Annotated in this window: 15 protein-coding genes; 7 read left to right on the top strand and 8 right to left on the bottom strand. The window is 40.1% G+C overall.

The window, feature by feature from the left end:
• Positions 1–250 precede the first annotated feature (250 nt).
• Positions 251–2,728 (top strand): CHASE2 domain-containing protein, encoded by a 2,478-nt coding sequence (locus GNE10_RS35755; RefSeq protein ID WP_260446796.1) that lies wholly within the window; start codon positions 251–253, stop codon positions 2,726–2,728.
• Between the two features lie 29 nt (positions 2,729–2,757).
• Entirely contained in the window at positions 2,758–3,600 is an 843-nt protein-coding gene (locus GNE10_RS03910; protein WP_185563739.1) for a DUF928 domain-containing protein, read from the top strand.
• 387 nt (positions 3,601–3,987) lie between these two features.
• Here the strand turns inward: GNE10_RS03910 and GNE10_RS03905 are convergent, their stop codons facing one another.
• Positions 3,988–4,365 carry a hypothetical protein gene (locus GNE10_RS03905; RefSeq protein WP_185563738.1) on the bottom strand — a complete coding sequence of 126 codons (378 nt, stop codon included), beginning with the start codon at positions 4,363–4,365 and terminating at the stop codon, positions 3,988–3,990.
• Positions 4,366–5,454: 1,089 nt separating this feature from the next.
• On the opposite strand from GNE10_RS03905, the gene GNE10_RS03900 reads away from it, so the two are divergent.
• The 3 genes from GNE10_RS03900 to GNE10_RS03890 all read left to right on the top strand — a co-directional run bounded on the left by GNE10_RS03900 (position 5,455) and on the right by GNE10_RS03890 (position 8,981).
• Entirely contained in the window at positions 5,455–6,651 is a 1,197-nt protein-coding gene (locus tag GNE10_RS03900) for an AAA-like domain-containing protein (protein ID WP_185563737.1), read from the top strand.
• A 310-nt stretch (positions 6,652–6,961) separates the two neighbouring features.
• A complete protein-coding gene (locus tag GNE10_RS03895) occupies positions 6,962–7,873 on the top strand; it encodes an exosortase-dependent surface protein XDP2 (RefSeq protein ID WP_185563736.1) in 912 nt (303 codons plus the stop codon).
• Between the two features lie 151 nt (positions 7,874–8,024).
• Complete coding sequence (locus tag GNE10_RS03890; RefSeq protein WP_185563735.1) at positions 8,025–8,981, top strand: aldo/keto reductase; 957 nt, start codon at positions 8,025–8,027, stop codon at positions 8,979–8,981.
• A gap of 265 nt (positions 8,982–9,246) precedes the next feature.
• Here GNE10_RS03890 and dapF read toward each other — a convergent pair whose 3' ends face one another.
• On the bottom strand, positions 9,247–10,089 hold the full coding sequence (dapF, locus tag GNE10_RS03885) for a diaminopimelate epimerase (protein ID WP_185563756.1): 843 nt from the start codon (positions 10,087–10,089) through the stop codon (positions 9,247–9,249).
• A gap of 104 nt (positions 10,090–10,193) precedes the next feature.
• On the opposite strand from dapF, the gene GNE10_RS03880 reads away from it, so the two are divergent.
• The gene (locus tag GNE10_RS03880; RefSeq protein ID WP_099065807.1) at positions 10,194–10,409 is read left to right on the top strand and encodes an Hfq-related RNA-binding protein; all 216 of its coding nucleotides are present in this window, start codon (positions 10,194–10,196) and stop codon (positions 10,407–10,409) included.
• Positions 10,410–10,469: 60 nt separating this feature from the next.
• Here GNE10_RS03880 and GNE10_RS03875 read toward each other — a convergent pair whose 3' ends face one another.
• The 6 genes from GNE10_RS03875 to speB all read right to left on the bottom strand — a co-directional run bounded on the left by GNE10_RS03875 (position 10,470) and on the right by speB (position 20,774).
• Entirely contained in the window at positions 10,470–12,734 is a 2,265-nt protein-coding gene (locus GNE10_RS03875; RefSeq protein WP_099065806.1) for a cation:proton antiporter, read from the bottom strand.
• A 342-nt stretch (positions 12,735–13,076) separates the two neighbouring features.
• The gene (locus GNE10_RS03870; protein WP_185563734.1) at positions 13,077–13,622 is read right to left on the bottom strand and encodes a hypothetical protein; all 546 of its coding nucleotides are present in this window, start codon (positions 13,620–13,622) and stop codon (positions 13,077–13,079) included.
• Positions 13,623–14,137: 515 nt separating this feature from the next.
• Positions 14,138–15,118: an SDR family NAD(P)-dependent oxidoreductase gene (locus tag GNE10_RS03865; protein ID WP_185563733.1), complete on the bottom strand. Its 981-nt coding sequence runs from the start codon at positions 15,116–15,118 to the stop codon at positions 14,138–14,140.
• 185 nt (positions 15,119–15,303) lie between these two features.
• Entirely contained in the window at positions 15,304–16,047 is a 744-nt protein-coding gene (locus GNE10_RS03860) for a toll/interleukin-1 receptor domain-containing protein (protein ID WP_185563732.1), read from the bottom strand.
• Positions 16,048–16,329: 282 nt separating this feature from the next.
• Positions 16,330–19,047: a toll/interleukin-1 receptor domain-containing protein gene (locus GNE10_RS03855; RefSeq protein WP_185563731.1), complete on the bottom strand. Its 2,718-nt coding sequence runs from the start codon at positions 19,045–19,047 to the stop codon at positions 16,330–16,332.
• 686 nt (positions 19,048–19,733) lie between these two features.
• Complete coding sequence (speB, locus tag GNE10_RS03850) at positions 19,734–20,774, bottom strand: agmatinase SpeB (protein ID WP_185563730.1); 1,041 nt, start codon at positions 20,772–20,774, stop codon at positions 19,734–19,736.
• 896 nt (positions 20,775–21,670) lie between these two features.
• On the opposite strand from speB, the gene GNE10_RS03845 reads away from it, so the two are divergent.
• Positions 21,671–22,288 (top strand): helix-turn-helix transcriptional regulator, encoded by a 618-nt coding sequence (locus GNE10_RS03845; protein WP_185563729.1) that lies wholly within the window; start codon positions 21,671–21,673, stop codon positions 22,286–22,288.
• Positions 22,289–22,523 lie beyond the last annotated feature (235 nt).

The following is a 22,523-nucleotide window of genomic DNA, read 5'->3' as shown; positions in this document are numbered from 1 at the left end:
AAAAATAACTAATAAATTTAAAATACTTTCTTGTACCGACACTTTCCTGAAATTATTTGCGTAGGAAGGGAACAGGGAATAGACAAGAAGGAATCAAAGCAGATTCCTATATGTGAGATTCTTGAGAAAAAATTATGTTTGTTGCATAAATATAATAATTGGAGATGATATCTAATGTGCAGCAAAGTTACATATTTTATGATTAAGACCCTCATTAGTCATTTCACCAATGACTAATGACTAATGACTGATGACTAAATTAGTAGTTTTCAAATTTGGCAAAGGTAGCTTTGAGGCTGGGTTTCCAGTTACTCTCCAAATTGGAGAAGAAAACAGCCGTGCTGAAACTGAAGTTATCGGCGAATTGCCGCCAGATAAAGAATTAGTGCTAGATTTTAATAATTGGCAAGCTATTTATCGCAACCTAGATTTTTCTGCTCGTCCCAAAGGATTGCCAAAAGTGCAGAAAGTCATTTCCAGGGATGTAGAGTGTTTACAAGCTGCCGAAAAATTACGCCATCACCTGAATCAATGGCTACAATCAGAAACCTTTCGCAATATCCGCGAGAAGTGGCTGGAAAAACTTCAGAAATATGACCAAATTCGAGTAATTTTACAAACTGAAGATTATCAACTTCAAAAGCTTCCTTGGCATCTTTGGGAAATAATAGAACGCTATCCAAATGCAGAAATCGCTTTAGCAGCCCCTAGTTATGAGAAAGTTAATTTTTTTCCAAAAACGACTACAAAAGTTAAAGTTTTAGCATTATTAGGTGATAGTCAAGGAGTCGATATAGCTACAGACCGTCTAATTTTAGAACAACTACCAGATACAAAAATTGACTTTCTTGTAGAGCCATCCTGTGAAGATTTAACAGATAATTTATGGCAACAAAATTGGGATATTCTTTTTTTTGCAGGACATAGTTCCAGCCACAGCACAGGAGAAACAGGTCAAATTTACATTAACCAAACAGAGAGTTTGACAATTAGTCAATTAAAGTATGCTTTGAAGCAAGCCGTGGAACGTGGTTTAAAATTAGCAATCTTTAACTCCTGTGATGGCTTGGGATTGGCCAGGGAATTTGCTTCTTTGCAGATTCCCCAATTGATTGTAATGCGCGAACCTGTTCCAGATCGAGTAGCGCAAACATTTCTCAAACATTTCTTACAAGCATATTCTCAAGGGCAATCTCTTTATTTAGCAGTTCGTATTGCTAGAGAACGACTCCAAGGCTTAGACGGACAATTTCCCTGTGCCAGTTGGCTACCCGTGATTTACCAAAATCTTGCAGAGATACCGCCGAGTTGGCAAGAATTGGGCATGGGGAATGGGGGAGGCAGTGCGGTCTTGGGGTCTCCCCAAGTGGAGCAACTGCCGTCATTGGGCATGGGGCATGGGGCATTGGTTTCTCGTTTATCTTCGTCGTTTTCATCTGTTTCATCGTCGCCAGAGTCAACAAACAAAGTCAAACGCTCAAAACTTGATTTTCTTTGGCTGATTTTTATCAGTTTAATCACTAGTGGTTTAGTTGTGAGCGTGCGATATGTGGGAATTCTGCAAACATTGGAGTTACAAGCATTTGACCGATTGCAGCAACTACGCCCAGATGAAAAGCCTGAGTCTCGGTTGTTAGTTGTGACAATTACTGAAGAAGATGTGCAAGCACAGTCTCAAGAAAAACCCCAAGGTTCTCTTGCGGATGAATCTTTATTGAAGCTATTGAAAAAATTAGAAGCATCCCAACCGCTAGCAATTGGATTAGATATCTACCGCGATCGCCCTGTGAAATCAAACTTACCAGAACTACGAAAACATCTATATAATAACAAACATTTAATTTCAGTTTGTCGAGTCAGCGATCCTTTATCCGAACATCCTGGAATTAAACCTCCTCCAGAAATATCGCTAGAACGCTTGGGTTTTAGCGATTTGGTACTCGATCCCGATAACATTGTCCGTCGTCATTTACTAGCATTAACTCCACCTCCTTCTTCCCCTTGCAAAGCTTCCTATAGTTTCAGCACTCAATTGGCATTGCGTTATTTAGCTGCTAAGAATATTTCTCTGAAATTTACGAGGGATGGTGCTTGGAAACTGGGTAAAATTACTTTTCAACCACTCACCGCACACACAGGAGGATACCAAGGAATTGATGCTTCAGGACACCAGATTTTATTAAATTACCGTTCTTATAGTTCTCTAAAAACATTTGTGCCACAGGTCACGCTCAGGGAGATAATAACAGGAAAAGTTCACGCCAGCACCATCAAAAATAAAATTGTTCTTATCGGTACAACGGCCCAAAGCTTTCAAGATTATTCTTCTACGCCTTACTTAACAACTGGAGGTGCTATCGAAAAAATACCAGGTGTTCTCTTACAAGCACAAATGATTAGTCAATTGTTGAGTGCAGTTTTTGATGAGCGATCGCTTTTATCAACTTGGCATCTCTGGCAAGAAATTATCTGGATTTTTGCATGGTCATTAGTCGCTAGCTTAGTAGTTTACTACATCGAGCGGCTATTTTATTTAACTATTCTAACTTGCATAGCAATTGTCAGTTTATATGGGATATGTCTGATATTTTTAATTAAATGGAGTATTTGGATACCACTTGTTCCCCCAATTATGAGCTTCACGATTAGTATTATTGTCACTGCTTATTTTATGAAGAATTATCTAAATTTATCGAAATCGACACAGATTGTCGTGATTAATAAATAGAAATGCAGAAAATTTTGCAAAAATTACAAATGAAAAAATTTCTTCAACAGGTAACAAAAATTACTACATTCATCATGTTGATGAGTTACTTAAATACTTCCCTAGCACTAGCAGAAATATCCAACCCAATTCATTTTAATCCACCTCCCCCACCCAGCGATCGCGGCGCACCAGGAAACCGAGGAGAAGGAGCTTCACGGGGAGAGTGTACTCAACTTGATGTACCTTTAACTGCTATCGTTCCTAGCTATGAACAACAATTAAAAACAGGCACAAATCAAACAGTTACCATCACAGAAATCTGGGGATTAACTAGTAGAGAACAGCCCAGTTTTTGGTTTTATATTCCCTATGAAAAATCTTCTATTAAATCCCTTGAATTTGTTTTACAAACTGATAACGATACAACAATTTATCGTCAAAATATCACAGCACCACCAATACCAGGAATTGTACGCGTACAATTGCAAAATCAAAAAAATATTCTCGAAGCTAACAAACCTTATCATTGGTTTTTTAAAGTTAAAGTTGCTTGTGACTCTCAACCAGGAACATCAAATTATGTGGAAGGCTGGGTACAACGTGTCAATTTAGATGTATCATTACGCGAACAAATCAAGAAATCTTCACCACGCGAGCAAGCAGCAATTTACGCAAAAAATGGCATTTGGTACGATGCTTTGACAACCATAGCCGAACTCCGTCTCACAAATGTAGATGATTCGCAACTGGCTAAAGACTGGGAAAATCTACTCCAAGTAGTTAAACTTGAAAAACTCGTCACCAAAGCTTTAATTAGAACAACAGAAAAAAGTACATCTAATGAATCTAAAATCTCAAATGATACTCATTCAAAAAATCAGGGAAATTAAGGGCGGTAAAATATGATTAAAATGACAGCCAACCACTATTAAAACAACCTCTTAGGTATTATAGGATTCATATTTGATTTCTGAAAAAACTCATTACACTTATACTCCCTTTTTTCTGTTCCCTGTTCCCTGTTCCCTATTCTCTTCTTAGACAAGTAAATTCACGAATCAAACCGGATTCCTATAGCTTAAAATTATAATTCAAGGGGGGTGAGGAAGCTGACACTTAAGTCATTTCTAACTTAAGTTGACACCAATGGAGAGAACCCCCACCCGACACCTTTTTTCTTGACTACAAACTGTCAACAATTAACAGTAGAACATAAACTGAGTATCAAACCAAGACAACAAGACACTTTCAATACTATTGTTGATTACCTACTACGATCAACTGATTAACCAATAAAGATGATATTCTTCAATTAAAAATGTTCCACTTGGAGAAGACATTTTGAAAAGGAAATAATAATCTCCTGATTCCCAAATACTAAATTCCTGCTCCTGTTCCTGAACCTTAATTGTAGAGCCACCGTTGGGAATCGTCATGCTAGCAATCTGTGTTTCAGTCTGGGCATTCATCAGAATAATTTCTAGCAAACAGAAATCTGTTAATTCAGCAGAATAACGAACTTTAAATCGAATTCTACCTCCGTCCCTGAGGGTTTTATGAATAAAAAATTTATCCGTTTTTACATGCTTTTCAGACAGTTGAATACTTTTACCTTGTGCTAATGTTTTAATTGGTCTATGGTTTAATGAAGTCATAATTTTTTCTCCTCAGAAAATCAATTCATTTGAGACATAGCGTTGAAGATACTCAATAAGTAAAATGTATTGTTACAACAGGTAAACATTCACGAAACTATAGGAATCTGATTTGAGTTTTGAAAAAACGCACTAAAAGCCCTAGAGTATGCGTCACGGCTTACGCCTAATACCAATTTAATATGAAGACGCATACAAAGACCCCACCCGCGCTAACGCGCACCCTCCCCTTGGCAAGGGGAGGGGTAAAGTTCTATGCAGCTTCATGAAGAATTGGTATAACACACTCCATAACAGTTCTAAATGATTTGTGAAATCTTGCTGTTGTTCACCGTTGACTGTTAACAGTCAACAATCAACCACCACTACTGAAATTTTTCACAACTCAAATAGAATTGCTATATGTGTATTTCTCCGAATCTAATATGAGTCATAATATTAGGCTTTTAAACAGCACATTCGGTTATGGTGTTCCTTGCTGACATGTAACTGTCAACAGTTAACAACTCACAATAAAAGATGTGCAATGCCAAATAGTTTTGGTAGCTTACCTATTGCTTATTACATTACTTAATACCTATATAACTTGCTGCAAAATCAAATCGGATTCCTGCAATTGGGATACCGATAAATGTCTTTTGTCTTGTTAAGTTTGTATCTTCTCATCATTGCCAATAAAATGCAATGCCGATTAAGACCCTAAAAAAATAGTCAACAAGACAGTTAAGACACTTAAGACAGTTAAGGACGAAATTGGTGACTATAAAATTATCAACATTATTAAATGTCAAGACAAAATAGATAGATATTTTTGCCAAATTACATAGCAATGAAAGATTTTTGCAAAATAGCTTTGTTTAGCAAATACTATCAAAATTTTATAATTATTTAATAATTTTTGTTGCCAGCTAAATTATTAAATAAGTAAATGTAGCGGCGTCTGAATAAGTGGTGAAATACCACACCAAATTGAAAGTTTGGTGGTGCAACAATTCAATGCGCTGCTTCGCCACATTGAAAGATTTCTGAATTCTGTTAGCGTAGCACATTCTGAATTCTGTATTTTCCTTCACTCTAGAATCTTCTTACATGAGATACCAAGTTGGCGGTAGCCTCTACATTAACGATCCCACGTACATTGTGCGTCAGGCTGACGAAAAACTTTATAGCAATTTAAAAAATGGTAATTTATGCTACATATTTACGTCTCGCCAAATGGGTAAATCATCCTTATTACAGCGAACTAGTCATCGTCTGAAAAAAGAAGGCTATGAATCTGTTTATTTAGATTTGACGCAGTTGGTGAGTGACGATATTACGCCAGCACAATGGTACAAAAGCATTATTATCAGTTTGTTATACAGCTTAAATTTGGCAGAAGAGTTTAACTTTCAGCAGTGGTGGAAGATGCAAGCAAATCTTTCTCCTGTAGAAAAACTATACCAATTTATTGAAGAATTTTTATTGTTAAATATCCAGAAAACTTGCCAAACAAAAGGTATTTTTATCTTCATTGATGAAATTGATAGTTTGTTGAATTTGAATTTCCCTGTTAACGATTTTTTTGTCTGGATTCGATATTGTTACGAACAACAAGCATACAATCCAAATTTTAAACGCTTGGGATTTGCATTATTTGGGGTAGCCAGTCCATCAGGTTTAATTACAGACAGCCAGCAGACACTTTTTAATATTGCTACAGCCATTGAATTATTTGATTTTAAATTAGATGAAACTCAACCATTACTACCAGGATTAAAGACGGTAATCAGCCAACCAGAAATTGTATTACAAGAGATTCTTTACTGGAGTGGTGGGCAACCTTTTTTAACCCAGAAACTTTGTCAATTAGTGATGCAAACTACCTTCAAAACATCAACTGGTAAGATTAATTTATCCCCAAAAAGTGCAGCGTCTTGGGTAGAGGAATTAGTACGATCGCACATTATCCAAGACTGGGAATCGCAAGATCAACCGCAACACCTCCGCACCATTCGCGATCGCTTACTTTTCTTCAACCAACAGCAATCAGGACGGCTACTAAGTCTTTATCACCAAATATTACAAGCACAGGAAGCACAGCAACCGAGACCAAATTCCAGTGAGTCCTTCCCCTCTAGTACCTCTTTGAGTACCCCATACCCGACACATATTGATAATAACCCAGAACAAACAGAGCTTTTATTATCGGGATTAGTCCAGAAGCACAACGGTTACCTGAAAATTAAAAATCCTATTTACCGCACTATTTTCAATTCTCAATGGGTGTTAGCCCAATACGGTTAGGTTAAAGGGGAAAGGTTTCAAATACATCCTTTACCCTTTACCCCTTAACCTTTTCCCAGACCACAAGGGAACTTCATACTGCTTATCCGAACCGTATTGGATGTTAGCCCAGTTAAATAATACCGCTCCACCGTAATCCCGTTCCTTTGCCTTTACAGAGAAGCTTTCTTGACTCCAAGCGTTTTGTCCCAGTTATTGACATAGATAAAAAGCTATGGGATATTTCTAAAAATACGGTTAGTAGATAGATTTTAAGTAGTATTTGTAAATTACTTAATCAAAAGCTTTCAAAATATCAGGTGAAATTCCAATGAAAACTATCTTGGCAAAAATGATGGCGATCGCCACAAGTACTACTTCCATATCGATAACCTCCTTAATGGTCGCAGTTCCAGCGCAAGCAGCATCATTTACAGCCTTTTCCTTTAAAACTAATGTCACAGCTACTCCCATAAACGACCCCACAAGCAACTTACTCAACGATCCCACTAGAGATATCCGCCTAGACTCAGTGGAATTTAATAACACAACCATTAACAACTTTGAAGTCGTCAACCAAGCAAAAATTCTGCAAAACGACACTTACACACTTCCCGACACAAGTGTATTCGGCGTACTAAATTCAGGACGAGGCCCCAACACTGCTGATGACAATTTAGTTCCAGAAGGGCCTTCAAAACCAAACCCAACCGATCGAGACATTGTTGGTAGTTTGGGCAACTTAAATCTGAATAGCATCTTGGTAACACGAGAAAATGCCAATAAAGCCAGCATTGAAGTTTCTTTTGCAAATCCCGTGAATACCTTCTTTTTTTGGGAACGTGGCGGAACAGCAGGCGGAACAGTGGCAGGCGATAGTGATTTATTAGTGGAAGCTTTGGATGACAATAATGCAGTGATAGGAACTTACAAAATCTTGAGACAAAACTACACCAAAGCCGACTATAACATCAGCACAGTAGTTGCTCCCATTCTGAACAATGGGCCTTTCAACATTGGTTCTATCGGCATTACTTTGGATGGAATTACCACAAAAACACTGCGATTAACTAGCTCTAATAATAATGGGTTAATTCCCGATCTTCCTAACGATAACGGCCCAGATTTCAAGGTTGTGGCTGCAAAAGTTGAAGTTGTTCCCGAACCCACTGCTATTGTCGGCGTACTCCTAGCGAGTGGTTTAGGATTAGTATTAAAGCGTAAGAAAATAGTCACAGGTTAATATATAGCAATTCTATTTCAGTTGTGAAAAATATAGTGTTGACAATCAACAGTCAACACTATATTCAAACTAATAGTAGCAAACTTGATTTTTCATTACCCAAAGTAATAATTAGCAGAAATAATTCTGAAACTGTTTTAGAAGAAAATTCATGGCCATCACAGAAAGACGTAAACTCGGACGTTCAGAACTAGAAGTCTCACCAATATCTTTTGGTGGTAACGTTTTTGGCTGGACAATTGATGAAAATACTTCATTTGAGATACTAGATAACTTTGTAGCGGCTGGAGGTAATTTTATTGACACAGCTGACGTTTATTCTAAATGGGCACCAGGAAATCAAGGTGGAGAATCAGAAACAATTTTAGGAAAATGGCTCAAACAACGTGGTAATCGTCACCAAGTAGCGATCGCAACCAAAGTTGGCAGTGATATGGGTGTTAAAGGCAAAGGACTTTCTCGCAAACACATCCAACAAGCTGTTGAAGACTCATTGCAGAGATTACAAACCGATTATATCGATTTGTATCAATCCCATATTGATGATGAAAATACTCTCCTGGAAGAGACTCTTGAAACCTACGGTGAATTGATTCGTCAAGGAAAAATACGTGTTATTGGTGCTTCCAACTATAGTGGTTCTCGTTTGCTACAGGCATTAGAAATTAGCCATCAAAATAATTATCCTCGCTACGAAAGCCTCCAACCCCGTTATAACTTGTATGACCGGGATGGTTACGAAGGAGATTTACAACAAATCGCCCAAGAATATGAAATTGGTGTAATTAGCTATTCTTCCATAGCTAGTGGCTTTTTATCTGGTAAATACCGCTCAGAAAAAGATTTGTCTATTAGTGCCCGTGGTAGTTCGATAAAAAAATATTTAAATCCTCGCGGTTTTACGATTTTAGAGGCACTTGATGGTGTGGCCAAGTCATATAATGCTACTCCCACCCAAATTTCTCTAGCATGGCTAATTGCTAATCCAAGCATTACCGCTCCTATTGTGAGTGCAACAAACCTAGAGCAACTCAACGATATTATCCAAGCTGCTAATCTGAAACTCGATGGAGATGCTATTAACCTTCTCAATGAAGCTAGTTCTTGATGAATGTTTAGATCTAGAATTCAGAATTCAGAATTCAGAATTCAGAATGGGCTACGACCCACTAAGCTAACAGAATCAAGAACTGCCGATCGCCAATTCGGCGCTTTTTTGTCCCCCAGTTCAATAAAAAAGCAAGTTTTGTTGTGGGGTCTCTCTTACAAAGTTCAGATGTCTGACGACAAGACGCCCGAAGGGCGTCTACGGAGGAAACCTCCGCTCTGACTTTGCGCTAAATTCCCATGACAAAACTGTACTTGCGACTTGTTTAAGAAAGCTTACCTGTAAATACTCGTTGAGCTGGGCCTGTCATGTAAACTCGTTGGTCGATTTCTGACCATTCAATTTGTAACAAACCGCCTGGTAATTCTACGGTGGCAGTGCGATCGCACTTTCCTGTTAGCACCCCAGCCACCAAGGAAGCACAAGCACCAGTACCACAAGCCAAGGTAATTCCCGCGCCTCGTTCCCAGACGCGCATTTTCAAATAGTCACGGTTTACTACTTGAATAAATTCAGTATTTGTGCGTTGGGGAAAAACTGGGTGATGTTCAAATTTTGGGCCTATGGTTTCTAGTTCAATGGCGGCAACATCTTCCACAAAAGTAATGCAGTGAGGATTTCCCATACTGACGCAGGTGACTTCCCAAGTTTGTCCCGCCACCTCTAAGGGCTGACTAATTACTTTTTCTTGGGCGGGTGTCAAGGTAGTGGGAATTTCCGCAGCGAGTAACCTGGGTAAACCCATGTCTACTTTCACTAGACCATTAGGTAAAATTTGGGGTGTAATTACACCAGCCAGGGTATGAATGCGATATGAGTCTCGATCGCGGGATTCACCCTCTAACTCTGCCAAAAAGCCAGCTAAACAGCGAATACCGTTACCACACATTTCCGGTTCTGAACCATCGGAGTTAAAAATCCGCATGGTGTAATCAGTGCCGTTTTCACCGGGTAGGGCAAAAATTACACCATCAGCACCAATGCCAAAATGGCGATCGCACAACTTAATGGCTTGCTCTGGAGTCACCACAGGCAAAGAAGACGAGCGATTGTCAATCAAAATGAAGTCGTTACCTAGTCCATGATACTTAGTAAATTCGATTGCCATTTCCCAAATCAATAAATTATATTTGTGTTTTGTCATTGGTCATTAGTCATTAGTGAATAACCAATGCCCAATGCCCAATGCCCAATATCCAATGACTAATGACTATGATTACTGAATTTGACACCTCTTTGCCTAGTATTAGACAAGTTCAAATCCTGATTAAACAAACAACACCAGCAGAGTTCAAGTTGCTGACTGGGGATGTACTTACAGGGAGAGTTTTATGGCAAGACCCTCATTGTGTATGCATTGTAGATGAAAACAGCGAGCAAACCACTGTTTGGAAACAAGCGATCGCTTATATTAAACCAAAAACTTAAGACTCACGTCAGAATTCTGAATTCTGAATCAATGAGTTCAAAATAGCACTCGTCACTTTCTTACAGGGATACCGAACTTGGAATCCCAAATAACTGTTGTAGTTGACTCAAACCTGTCAAGCCACCGCACAACAATACTTGGTCGCCGACTCGCAAATCCATGTTGCCATCAGGATAGCGGATAAATTTGCCATCGCGGCGGATTGCCTGCACTTGTACGCCGTATTGTTTGGTGATATCCAAATCTGCAAGAGTTTTAGCGAGAATTGGCGAGTCAGCATTCACCGTCACCCACTGACAAGCACTATTTTCTCCGGGGACAGCTGCTTGTCCCTTGGCGAATTCTGCTAAAGCGGCCAGTTCTTCATCTGCTCCCACCACCAGCAAGCGATCGCCTTCTTGCAAACGCATTTCACTACTGGGATAATCGATTTCATCCCCGTTAGCGCGGCGAATTGCCATCAAACTTGCCCCTGTTAAGTAACGCATATCTGCTTCTTCTAAGCTCATGCCAACTAAAGGCGAACCAGATGGTAGAGGATACCAGCGCTGATTTAAATCTTGAGTTGCTTGGCGCAAATCCTGGGCAACTTCAGTAGGAGAACGTTCTGGCCGCAAGTCTAAATAATGATCCTTGCGAATTTGCTGCATTTCCCGTTGAACGAGAGTTTGGGAGAAGCCCAAGCCAGTTAATAAATAAGTCACCATTTCTAAACTGGCTTCAAACTCTGGTTGCACCACTTCCCTGGCTCCCAGTTGATACAGCACTTCAATGTCTCGATTGTGGGTAGCGCGGACAACTAAATCTAATTCTGGCGACAATTCCAAAGCTCGTTTCAAGCAAAGACGAGTACTCATAGGGTCTGGAAGTGCGATGGCCATACCTTTGGCATGATTGACTCCGGCAGTTTCCAGAACGTGTAAACTCACACAATTGCCATAAACATAAGCTACCCCAGCTTCCCGCAACTGCTGAATTCTACTTTCTGATTGATCGATTACTACCACAGGTAGGTCATGTTGCTGCAATAATTTCACTAAATTTTTGCCTACTCGCCCATAGCCGCAAACTACCACATGGTCTTTTGAAGGTAAATCTTCTGACATATCCCGTGGTTGGTCATCTGCTAAATAGGGTTTCAACCAAGGCATGGATTCGGCGAAGTTAAATAACAATGGCACAAACCGCAGCACAAATGGCGTCACCACGAGGGTGACTGCTGTGGTTCCCAAAATCAGTAAATATATCCGTCGGGACACTAGACCCAAAGCTTGCCCTTCACTGGCGAGAACAAAGGAAAATTCCCCGATTTGCGCTAGTCCCAAACCAGCAATTAAGGCTGTTTTCAAAGGATAGCGAAATACTTTTACCAGGGGGGTGATAATCAGAAACTTGCCGATAAAAACTATGGCCACCAGCACTAAAATTAATTCCAGGTTCTTCCACAAAAACACCGGGTCAATTAACATGCCAATGGCAGCGAAAAACAAACTGGCAAAGATATCTCGCAATGGTTCCACGTAAGTCAGGGTTTGATCGGCGTATTCCACCTCAGAAATCATCAACCCGGCGACAAACGCCCCCATTTCGATGGATAGCCCCAAATGCTCTGTGAGCAAGGCGATGCCCAAACATAAAGCGACAACGCCCAACAAAAATAATTCTTTGCTTTCAGTACGGGCTAACAGTCGCAACAAAGGCGGTATCAGCCAAATCCCTGCTGCGATCGCACCTGCGGCAAATAAAGCAATGGACGCCAGGGCTGTGAGTACAGCGATACCAATGGTTTCTGCTGGTTGGTTGAGGGCTGGTAGCACTGCCAACATCAATCCCAGCGCCAAATCCTGGACAACCAAAATCCCCAACATCACTTGTCCGTGGGGCGTTTCGGTTTCATTGCGTTCCATCAACGACTTGAGGACAACCGCCGTGGAAGACAACGAAAGAATACAGCCCAAAAACATCCCCTTAGCAGGTAACGTTCCCCAAGCGCCAATTAACCCGCATACCGTCACCGTCACCAAAATTGTCAAAGCAATCTGGAGTCCACCGCCACCCAGAGCGATCGCTTTGACTTTCTTGAGTTCCGCAAAAGAAAATTCTACACCCAAAGCGAATAATAAAAAGGCTACTCCGAACTGTGCCAGAGTCTCCACTTGAATAACTTCTTTAATCACTCCCAGTCCGGCTGGCCCGACAATCATCCCGCCAATGAGATACCCCAGCAGCACCGGCTGTCGCAAAAGTGCCGCTAACAGTCCGCCACAAGCTGCAACCGCCAAAACTGAAACTAAATCAACAATTAATCTAAAATCTTCTTGCACCAGTTTTTAAATAATTATGTACGACTTATTAAAACCAGGATACAAAGTTTTATATATCTCAGGATAGTTTATTTTGGATATGGGGCATGGGGGACTGTTGATTGTTGACTGTTGAATTTGACTGTTGAATTTGACTGTTGACTGTATTTTAGAGGAAAACAGCAAAAACCTGCTCACAGCACTGATGAGCAGGGTTAAAAGCAGGATGTATGGGGTATTGGGGGAGGCGATCGCCTGATGGTTGAGTCTGAAAACTCTCTTAACTTATCCAGATTTCTGTGCAATCACCATCTTAGGCATTGGTTGTAGGTGCTACTGATGGCACAGGAGGGCGCATAATTACTACAAATCTTTTCGTATAGACTTGGATGCTATCAGCGTAATCGCAAAATTAGTACCTGGCTTAAAGTCTGCGATAGTTGCAGTATATTCCAAAGATTTGTTCGCTGGTAAATACGATGGCCCTCCGCAAGATACATTCAAATTCGTGCCATTTGCAACTTTTAAATTAGAACAGCCATAAATAAGAGTTTTATTGTTTTCATCATCGATTTGATTAATCTGAAGACTCTTAACAACTCCACTTTCACCTACAGGCAACTGTACAATAGCTCTATCAACCCTCAAAGCTTCTGGTAACTTAATTGAGTCAGCTATGAAGGCACATCCACTGGCATCGTTAACAATAACAGTGGGAGGTATAACATCAATTTCATTGGGATAGTTTGGATCTGGTATTATCTTCAATTCACCAATGAAAGTGCAGCCACTACTAGTAGGAGCAGGGAGGGAAGCTGCCATTCCTATTCCAGGAAATAAAGTCGCATAAATCATGAATAAAACGGCAATGACTCCAAGAATCTTCTTGAAATATCTGAATATATTCATTATTTTTCCTCGTTAATTAGATGTTGAAATTGATTCACAAACTTTATGAGTCAGCTACCAATTTCTTTTGGTAGGAGATGCCCGACAATTAGGTGACAAAACAGAGATAAACTTCCAGTTTTATCCAAATAGCATTCAAGCTTTGGAGTTAAGGATTTTGAATGTTTTGCCATCTGCCTAATTTCTTGCTCATAGTGTATAAAAAAGATTGTGAAGATTTTGTGAGGCCAAAAAAATAAATTCAGCAGAATAAGACTAAAATTGCCTTATTTTCTTACTTTTTCAAGAGAATAATCTGTTCGATACCGTCCAATTCAAATACTCATTAGACTTCTAAGAGAAGTCGGGAAAAGGGTAAGGGTGAAAGGGGAAAGGTTTGGTATTTTCCTTTTCCCCAATAAAGATGCATCCCTTTGACCACAAGAGTACAAAAGGTCTATTAATCCAGTTCCCAGGTGAATAAACCTAGTTTTCTAACTCCTACCCCATGCCCAATGCCCCATGCCCAATGCCCTTTAAACTTTAGGCGAACTCAGGGCAGTAAGTTGTAAAAGTGACCACGGCATTTTAATATCGGGTATGAAAGATGAATATTGTCTCAGTGCGGGCAATGCAGCAGATAGCACAAAACGCAGAGAACGTAATGAAGCGGGTTGTTCGCCATTCTCATCGACAATTCCATATTGGCTAGCGAGTTCGGCAACAATCTGCAAGCGTCCTGTACGATTCATGATATTTGCATCGCCAGCAAGTTTAGCGATCGCTCGTCCGGTGAATAATGGAGTTTCCCAGTTATAGCGATCGCTGAAAAACGAATTTCTCTGGCTAGTAGCATTTGTTGGGTTAGCTTCAGAAGCAAAACGAGAAAAAAGCTCAGTACCAACAATACCAGGCCAAATTGAAACCGAAGCGACATTATAGGGTTTTAGTTCCACAGCCATATCAGCAGCGAGGCGATCGCAGGCTGTTTTACCAACCCCGTATGCTACGTTAAAGATATAAGACATACTGCCCCACGAAGAAATGGTGCAAATTAGTCCAGATTTGCGCCTAGTCATCATCCGAGCAGCAAAAACACTCGCTACATAGTGGCTACGAAGTCCAACATTGTTACTAGCATCCCAAAGACTGGGTTCGCAATCCCAAAAAGGTCGCCCGTAAGCGTCTTTAATTGCCCTCACTCCTGAATAAGCATTATTAACCAGCAAATCTAGTTGTCCATTTTGCTCATTTTGGATACGTTCAAAGAGCAAACGCACCTGCTCATCATCGCTGTGGTCTACTTGGACGGGAATGCATACACCACCAGCTTGTTCAACGGCTAATTGCGTTTCAGTTAAAGTCCCCGAAATATCATCATTGGCATAAGAATTGTTTAAACTGCGACCAGTAATATAGACAGTTGCACCTGCTTCACCCAGACCAACAGCAATTCCCCGACCAATTCCCCGCGTTGCCCCTGTGACTAATGTAACTTTACCTTCAAGGTGTTTCATGATTGGTGATGAAATATAGGAATCCTATTTGATTTTTGAACAAAATTCCGTATACTCTACTCTTTTATAACCTTGTTGCCTATTGCCTATTGCTTGTTTGCCTATACAGATCAGTTCATTAATCAAATCGGACTGCTATATTTTCACAAATACTATTAAAATGGTTGGGCTGTTTTAAAAGAAAACTACAAAAGCTTTTGCTCGATTTCCTCAAGCTGCTGAGCTAATCTATCCTTTTCTGTTTGGTTTTCCCGAATTTGCACTTCTAGCTTGAATTTTGTAGCGACATCCGTTTCAATGGCGTATGTTTGGCGCAACCGTGCCGATATTTTGCTCACGATGTCATACTGTTCTTGGACTGAATCCCGTTCTTCTTCTAATCTTCGACGCTGGCCACCTGTTAATCCTCCACTTGTTTGAGAAGGGGTGGAAGTTGTAGGTGTAGTATTTTGAAAAGCGGTTGAGGGAGAATTTTTTGATTTTGTGATTTCTTCAACTACTCTACGAATTCCTTTAACGACATTAAAAAAAGCCTCATCTTGGTCTTGCCAGGTTGTCACAGGTTTAGCATTTTTAGGGAGTGCTTCTAGTTTTCCAAAAGGCGCATCATTCCAGTCCGTCGGCTTGAGAATAATGGGAACAACACGAGCTTCTCGCGTTTCATGTCGCTCCATTGCGCGTTTCATTTCTATGTCGTAGCAGTAATTTGAAGCCAGAAAGTTAGCACTGACGAGCAAGAGAATGATATCTGCAATTTCCAGATTTTCATCGATCGCATTTGCCCATTCAGTACCAGCACTAATTTCGCGATCGTGCCAAGCTTCGATAATTTTTTGACGTTTCAGAATGGCCAGATGAGTCGCCAACTCATCACGCAAGGCTTCATCTTTATGGGAGTAAGAAAAAAATACTTTAACTGGATTAGACATATTCTTGAATTTACTTGATTAAATGGCTGTATGGAAGTAAATTTTACAAAATCTCGCCTTTTTTGCTCGACAATTCTTGTTCCAAAGTGGAAGCTTCGTGTTCAGAGGTAGAATGATGAGGTTTTGAGGTGGAACGATCGCCCTTTTTGCTCGACAATTCTTGTTCAAAAGTGGAAAGATGAAGCTTTGAGGTTGAGCAATGCCTTCGGGATACTTCGTGAACGCATCGTCAACAACAGGCGATCGCACAGTCTTGAGATGAATAAAACTGAGAATATTCTACTAACCAAATAAAGCTCCCCAAAAACCCTTCTTTTTATTCCGAAGAAACTCTAAGTTGTCACGAAATAGGGTGCTACTGGGATCGATACGAACAGCTATTTCCACTTCTGCGATCGCTTGTTCTAAATTATCTTGTTCGTACAGCGCTAATCCCAAATTATTATGAGCGTTTGCATTGTTTGATTTATAGCTGAGGGCTTGACGATACTCAAAAATCGCTTCCTTTAGCTTGCCTTGTTTCTTCAAAGCAAGTCCTAAGTTATTGTGAGCTTCTGAAAGTTTAGGATCGAGGCTTAGTGTATGGCGATACTTAGCAATTGCTTCTTCGAGTTTGTCTTGGTTGTACAGTGCAAACCCCAGGTTATTTAGTTCTATTGCATCATCTTTATTCTTCTTCTTATTGCGAAGAAACTCTAAGTTGTCATGAAATAAGGTGCTACTGGGATTGAGGCGAACAGCTATTTCCAGTTGTGCGATGGCTTCTTCGAGTTTGTCTTGATTGTACAGAGCTAACCCCAAATTATTATGACCGTATGCATTGTTTGAGTTGCAGTTGATAGATTGGCGATACTCAAAAATTGCTTCCTCTAGCTTGCCTTGTTTTTCCAAAGCAAGTCCTAAGTTATTGTGAGCTTCCGAAAGATTTGAGTCGAGGCGTATAGCTTGGTGACAGGCGGCGATCGCTTCTTCTAGCTTGTCTTGTTTGTACAGCGCTAACCCCAAGTTATTGTGAGCATATACATTGTTTGGGTCGAGGCTTAAGGCTTGGCGATACTTGACAATTGCTTCTTCTAGCTTGCCTTGCTCGTACAGCGATAATCCCAAACTATTTTGAGTTCTGGCATCTTTCTTATTCGTCAGAAACTTGAAGTTATTGCACAACACAGTGTTACTGGGATCGATACGAACAGCTATTTCCAGTTGTACGATGGATTCTTCGAGTTTGTCTTGATTGTACAGTGCTAACCCCAGGTTGTTGCAAGCATTTGCATGGTTTGGGTTGGAGTTGATTGCTTGACGATATTGAAAAATTGCTTCCTCTACCTTGCCTTGTTTTTCCAAAGCACTCCCCAGGTTATAGTAAGCATCTGCATAGTTTGGGTTGGAATTGATGGCTTGACGATACTCAAAAATTGCTTCCTCTACCTTGCCTTGTTTTTCCAAAGCACTCCCCAGGTTATAGTAAGCATCTGCATAGTTTGGGTTGGAATTGATGGCTTGACGATACTCAAAAATTGCTTCCTCTACCTTGCCTTGTTTTTCCAAAGCACTCCCCAGGTTATAGTAAGCATCTGCATAGTTTGGGTTGCAGTTGATGGCTTGGCGATACTTAGTAATCGCGTCCTCTAGTTTGTCTTGATTGTACAGTGTTACCCCTAGTCGATTGTAAAAATCTGCATCGTTTGGATTGAGGTATATAGCTTGACGATATGCAGCGATCGCTTCTTCCCAATTTTTTTGAGCAGAGAAGGCTAAACCCAAGCAATAGTGAGTAACTGCATTGTTGGGGTTAAGATAAAGAGCTTGGCGGTATGCGGCGCTTGCTTCTTCCCACTTGCTTTGACTGTAGAGCGCATTCCCTAGTCTATGATGAGCGTTTGAATAATTAGAGTTGAGTTGCAGGACTTGGCGGTAGGCGCTGCTTGCTTCTTCCCACTTGCCTTGAGCGTACAGTGCATTCCCCAGCGCATTGTAAAAATCTGCATTTTTTGAGTCGAGTTTTAGGGCTTGTTCATAGGCGCTGCTTGCTTCTTCTAGCTTGCGTTGATCGTACAGCGTATTCCCCAACCAGTAGTAAGTAAGTGCATTGTTTGATTCAAGTTTGAGAGCTTTTTGATAAGCGGCGCTTGCTTGTTCTAACTTACCTTGAGCGTAGAGCGCACTCCCCAGAGCATTGTGAAAATCGGCATCGTTTGGGTTGAGGTGTAGGGCTTTTTCATAAAAAGCGATCGCTTCTTCTAACTTACCTTGGGTTTTGAGTGTATTCCCCAAGTTATAGTTAACAACTGCATTATTTGGATTGATGCTGAGAGCTTGGCGATAAGCGATAGTTGCTTCTTCCAACTTGCCTTGAGTAGACAATACGTTTCCCAGTGCATTTTGAGCATACACAGAGTTAGAGTCAAGATTAAGAGCCGCTTTGTATTTCAGAGCAGCTTCCTCTAACTTTTGCTCTCCGTACAAACGATCTCCTTCTTTGATAAGATTTGTGAACTGATACTGATGATTTTCTAGTTCTGGTACAGTTTGTTTCGGCGATGCCGAATCTGAGTTAGCAATTAATCGTACTGTCTCTTTAATTCCTTGAAGAACATCCACGAATGCCAGATCTATGTCATCCCAGCTTTTTATCGGTTTGTCATTACTAGGTAGTGCAGATAGTCCATCAATTGGCGGAATTTTCCAATCCGCATGACGCAGCAACACTGGGATCACATGAGCCTTGCCCGATTCATTCTGCTTTAGTGCTTGTTTAACTTGACCAGTCCAATGTTCGTCTGAAGAAGTGAAATCAGGGCTAATTAGTAGTAAGACCAGCTCAGCCTGGTTTAGATGTCGATCTATTTCACCTTTGATCTCTTGTCCAGCGACAACTTGATAAGGATGCCAGCTGTTAATTATCTGTTCTCGCTGCAAAGGTAGTAGATGCTTCTGTAACTCTTTGCATAGCTGCTCGTCTTTGTGGTGATATGAAATAAAAACTTCAACAGGCTTCATGATGAATATGGCAATATACAAGCTGTTTTTCAAACATGACTACAAATGCTTTTGCTCAATTTCCTTAAACTAGTGAGCTAACCTGTTGTTTTCTGTTTGGGTTTGCTTAATTTGCTTAATTTATGAGATAGTGACTTGTCAGCAAAAATCCAATTAAGTGAATTTAATCGCTTATATTCTTGGCGAATCAAGCTTTGAAGAATTGTTAAATGCGATGGTGGGCGATTGTAGATTGGTGTCAACTTAACATGAAACCTTTACCATGACGTAGTTTTGAATCCAATAATTCAATATCACCATCCGCATCACCCCACCCAGGTTTTGTCTAAAGCCAAAACCTCCCTTGGTAAGGAGAGGGGAGACAAAGCGTAGCTTTGTCTCTTTGGGGTTTTTCGGGTTTAATAAATAATCACGCGGATATGATATAAAACAGTACTCTGTAGTCCAGTTCCAGCCCTCACAAGCAAAGACAATTAAGGTAGGGGCGGGTTTACTAGGATTATCGTTGAGTAAATGAGGATATTTGTATACCCGCCCCTACGCAATAGACATGCCTAATAAGTAGACATTTGTGGTTACCCTCTTTCAAAGAATCTCCGCACTTTTAGTGCGGAGAGTGTCAACCATCAGCCTCCAATTTATTCTCAATTCTGAATTCTGACTCCTGAATTCTGATTTCTGACTCCTCAATTCTCCAAAGATAAATCCATCAAATTCGCTAGCTTATAAACTATCCGCGCCCCAACATTCCCATCCCATTCACCATCACCAACTTCGCAGACATCAAAGCCAATAATTTTTCTACCGCTATTCACCAACTCCCGAAACAGGCAAAATGTTTGCTCTAATTCCAAGCCACCCGGAACGGGAGTACCTGTACTCGGACACAGTTTTGGATCTAAACCATCCACATCAAAGCTAACATAGACATGCTCAGGCAAATGATTGATAATTTCTCGACATAACTCTATCCAAGTTGTGCCACCATAAAGCCTTTGTTTAATAGCTGGATCGTAATAAGCAATAATCCGACCATCAGATTTATTAATCATCTGAACTTCATCATGGGAAATATCACGTAAACCAACTTGCACTAACTTGGAAATTTGTGGTATTTTCATGCCATTAAACATGATTGACGCATGGGAAAATTCAAATCCCTCATAGGCGTTCCGTAAATCTGCGTGTGCGTCAATATGTAAAATCCCATAATTCGGGTATTTCGCCGCTAACGCTTGGAAATAACCCAAAGGCGAACTGTGGTCTCCTCCAATGACTGCAACCCGTTTACCATTGTTAATTGCTTGCTGACAATTATCAAACAGCCATTGATTAACTTGTTGACAAGCTTGATTTATTTCTATAAGTACGGGTGTTAAATCTGGTGTATCTGAGATTTCTTTTCCTTGGGTTAACCTGTCGATGATTTTCGCTGATAAGCCACGATAATATTTGTTTTTTTCTAAGATATCCTGGGGAATTTCCACCATGAAAATTCCTTGTTTCCAGCCATCGGGGCGATCGAAATCGAACAAATCTAATTGAGTAGAAGCATCTAAAATCCGTTGTGGCCCGTTCGCTGTACCTGCACCATAGGAAACAGTGACTTCCCACGGAACACCAAAGACAATCAAGTTTGCAGACTCATAATCGAATGGTAAACCCAAAAGGTTGCCATTAATTTCGCCTACGCCACTGGGATTGTAGTCTTGTAATTTATTAATCATCGATTATTTACTGAATTTAGGTACACAGCACGCCGCCTAGTAAACATCTGCATTTTAATAAAAATTTTTCATCGCCGCCTAAACCATATATCTCACAAAGATATTAGACCTCTTGCAAAAGTGTTTTTTGCAAGAGTTGGGAAAAGGGAAAAGGTTAAAGGGGAAGGGGACAATACAAAACCTTTACCCTTTCCCCCTTCGCCTTTTCCCGACTTATGCAAGAAGTCTATTGTTTACATAGCAATCCCAAATAATTTCTGAAATATTAGATGTGAGGTTTATTGACTGTTAACCGTCAACAGTCAACCGTCAACCGTCAACACTGATATCTTTCACAAACTAAAGTAGTATTTTTTACTAAAACTATAAACCATCTGCGTAAATATATACCTGTGTATATTTTTATTTCAACTCAAATAACAGTTGTATGTTTGGGCGATCGTTAATTTAATACAAGGGTCTTGCAGATGATTTTACTGCCTTGTCTATCCTGCCAGCATCCTCCAAACTAGTCCAATTACTACCCTTATGATAGAAGAAAATCTGTGCGTAGCAAAGCGTTATTAAGCGTTAAGAATAGGAGAAACAAAGAGTCAACAGACATCAAAACTTGGATGGCGATCGCAAATTTATTAAAGACAATTTCCGAAATAGACAATTTCCGAATTGTATATAAATGATGCCTAGATTAATTCCCAAAAACTACACAATCTGTTAAATTTAAGTATTTTTAAACTTTTTTGTCAAAAATAAAACTTAAATTTGATTCGTTAAGGTAATTGAACTGTCATGTTCAACCAATTTATTCACCTAAACCATCAAAAAAACTCATGGTGTATATCCCAACTCCACGAATCCCGTAGTCTTCTAACATTTTGTATATTAAAATACCTAATATGATGACTTTAACAAAGACATTAATTGAAACACAACTGCGAGAAAATATCAACCGTGACTCACAACGAGCTGATTTTTTGGAAGAAGTAATCGAAAGCTTAGAGGATGGAATTTTAATTTTAAATCAAGCTGGAGAAGTGCTTCATGCCAACGCATCTGCTCATCGCATTTTTTCTCAATTCCATCAAGAAAATTGTACTGAAAATTTTTTACCGCCTGCTATCTGGAATCTTTGTGAATCATTACTGAGAAACCAGTCTTTACTTCCTGATACAATGGTCACTTTTTCACATGAAATTGTACTGGATAAATCAAATATTTTTAGAATTCGAGTTAGACTACTGAATATGGATGGATTTGATGTACCTTGTTTATTGGTAACCATCCAAAATAAATATGAATCTCTCAAAGACGTAGCCCTCAGCGAAGTTAAAAAATTCGATCTGACGCATCGAGAAGCAGAAATTTGGTTCCTCTACAGAAACAACCACAGCTACAAAGAAATTGCCAATCAGCTTTTCATAACTATCAATACAGTGAAAAAGCACATGAAAAATATTCATGCTAAGCGACAAGCAGCGCTCTTGCTTGAGGAACAGTATCAAACTGAAAATTAAAAAGAAGAATTCAGAATTCAGAATTCAGAATTCAGGAATCAAAATCAATAGACTTGTGACTTGAAAAATAGGGCATTGGGCATTGGGCATTGGGCATTAGGCATTGGGCAGAGGGGAAAAACTCATCTCCCTTGCTCCCCTGCTCCCCTGCTCCCCATCTCCCCATACTTCTCTGCGAGAGGCTGCGTCAACGGCTCCGCTCAGTACAAGTCTCCCCATCTCCCTAATCTTCCCC

This window comes from Nostoc sp. 2RC (assembly GCF_014222165.1).
Classification (GTDB): Bacteria; Cyanobacteriota; Cyanobacteriia; order Cyanobacteriales; family Nostocaceae; genus Nostoc; species Nostoc linckia.
This window is presented reverse-complemented; position numbering and strand designations above follow the sequence as displayed.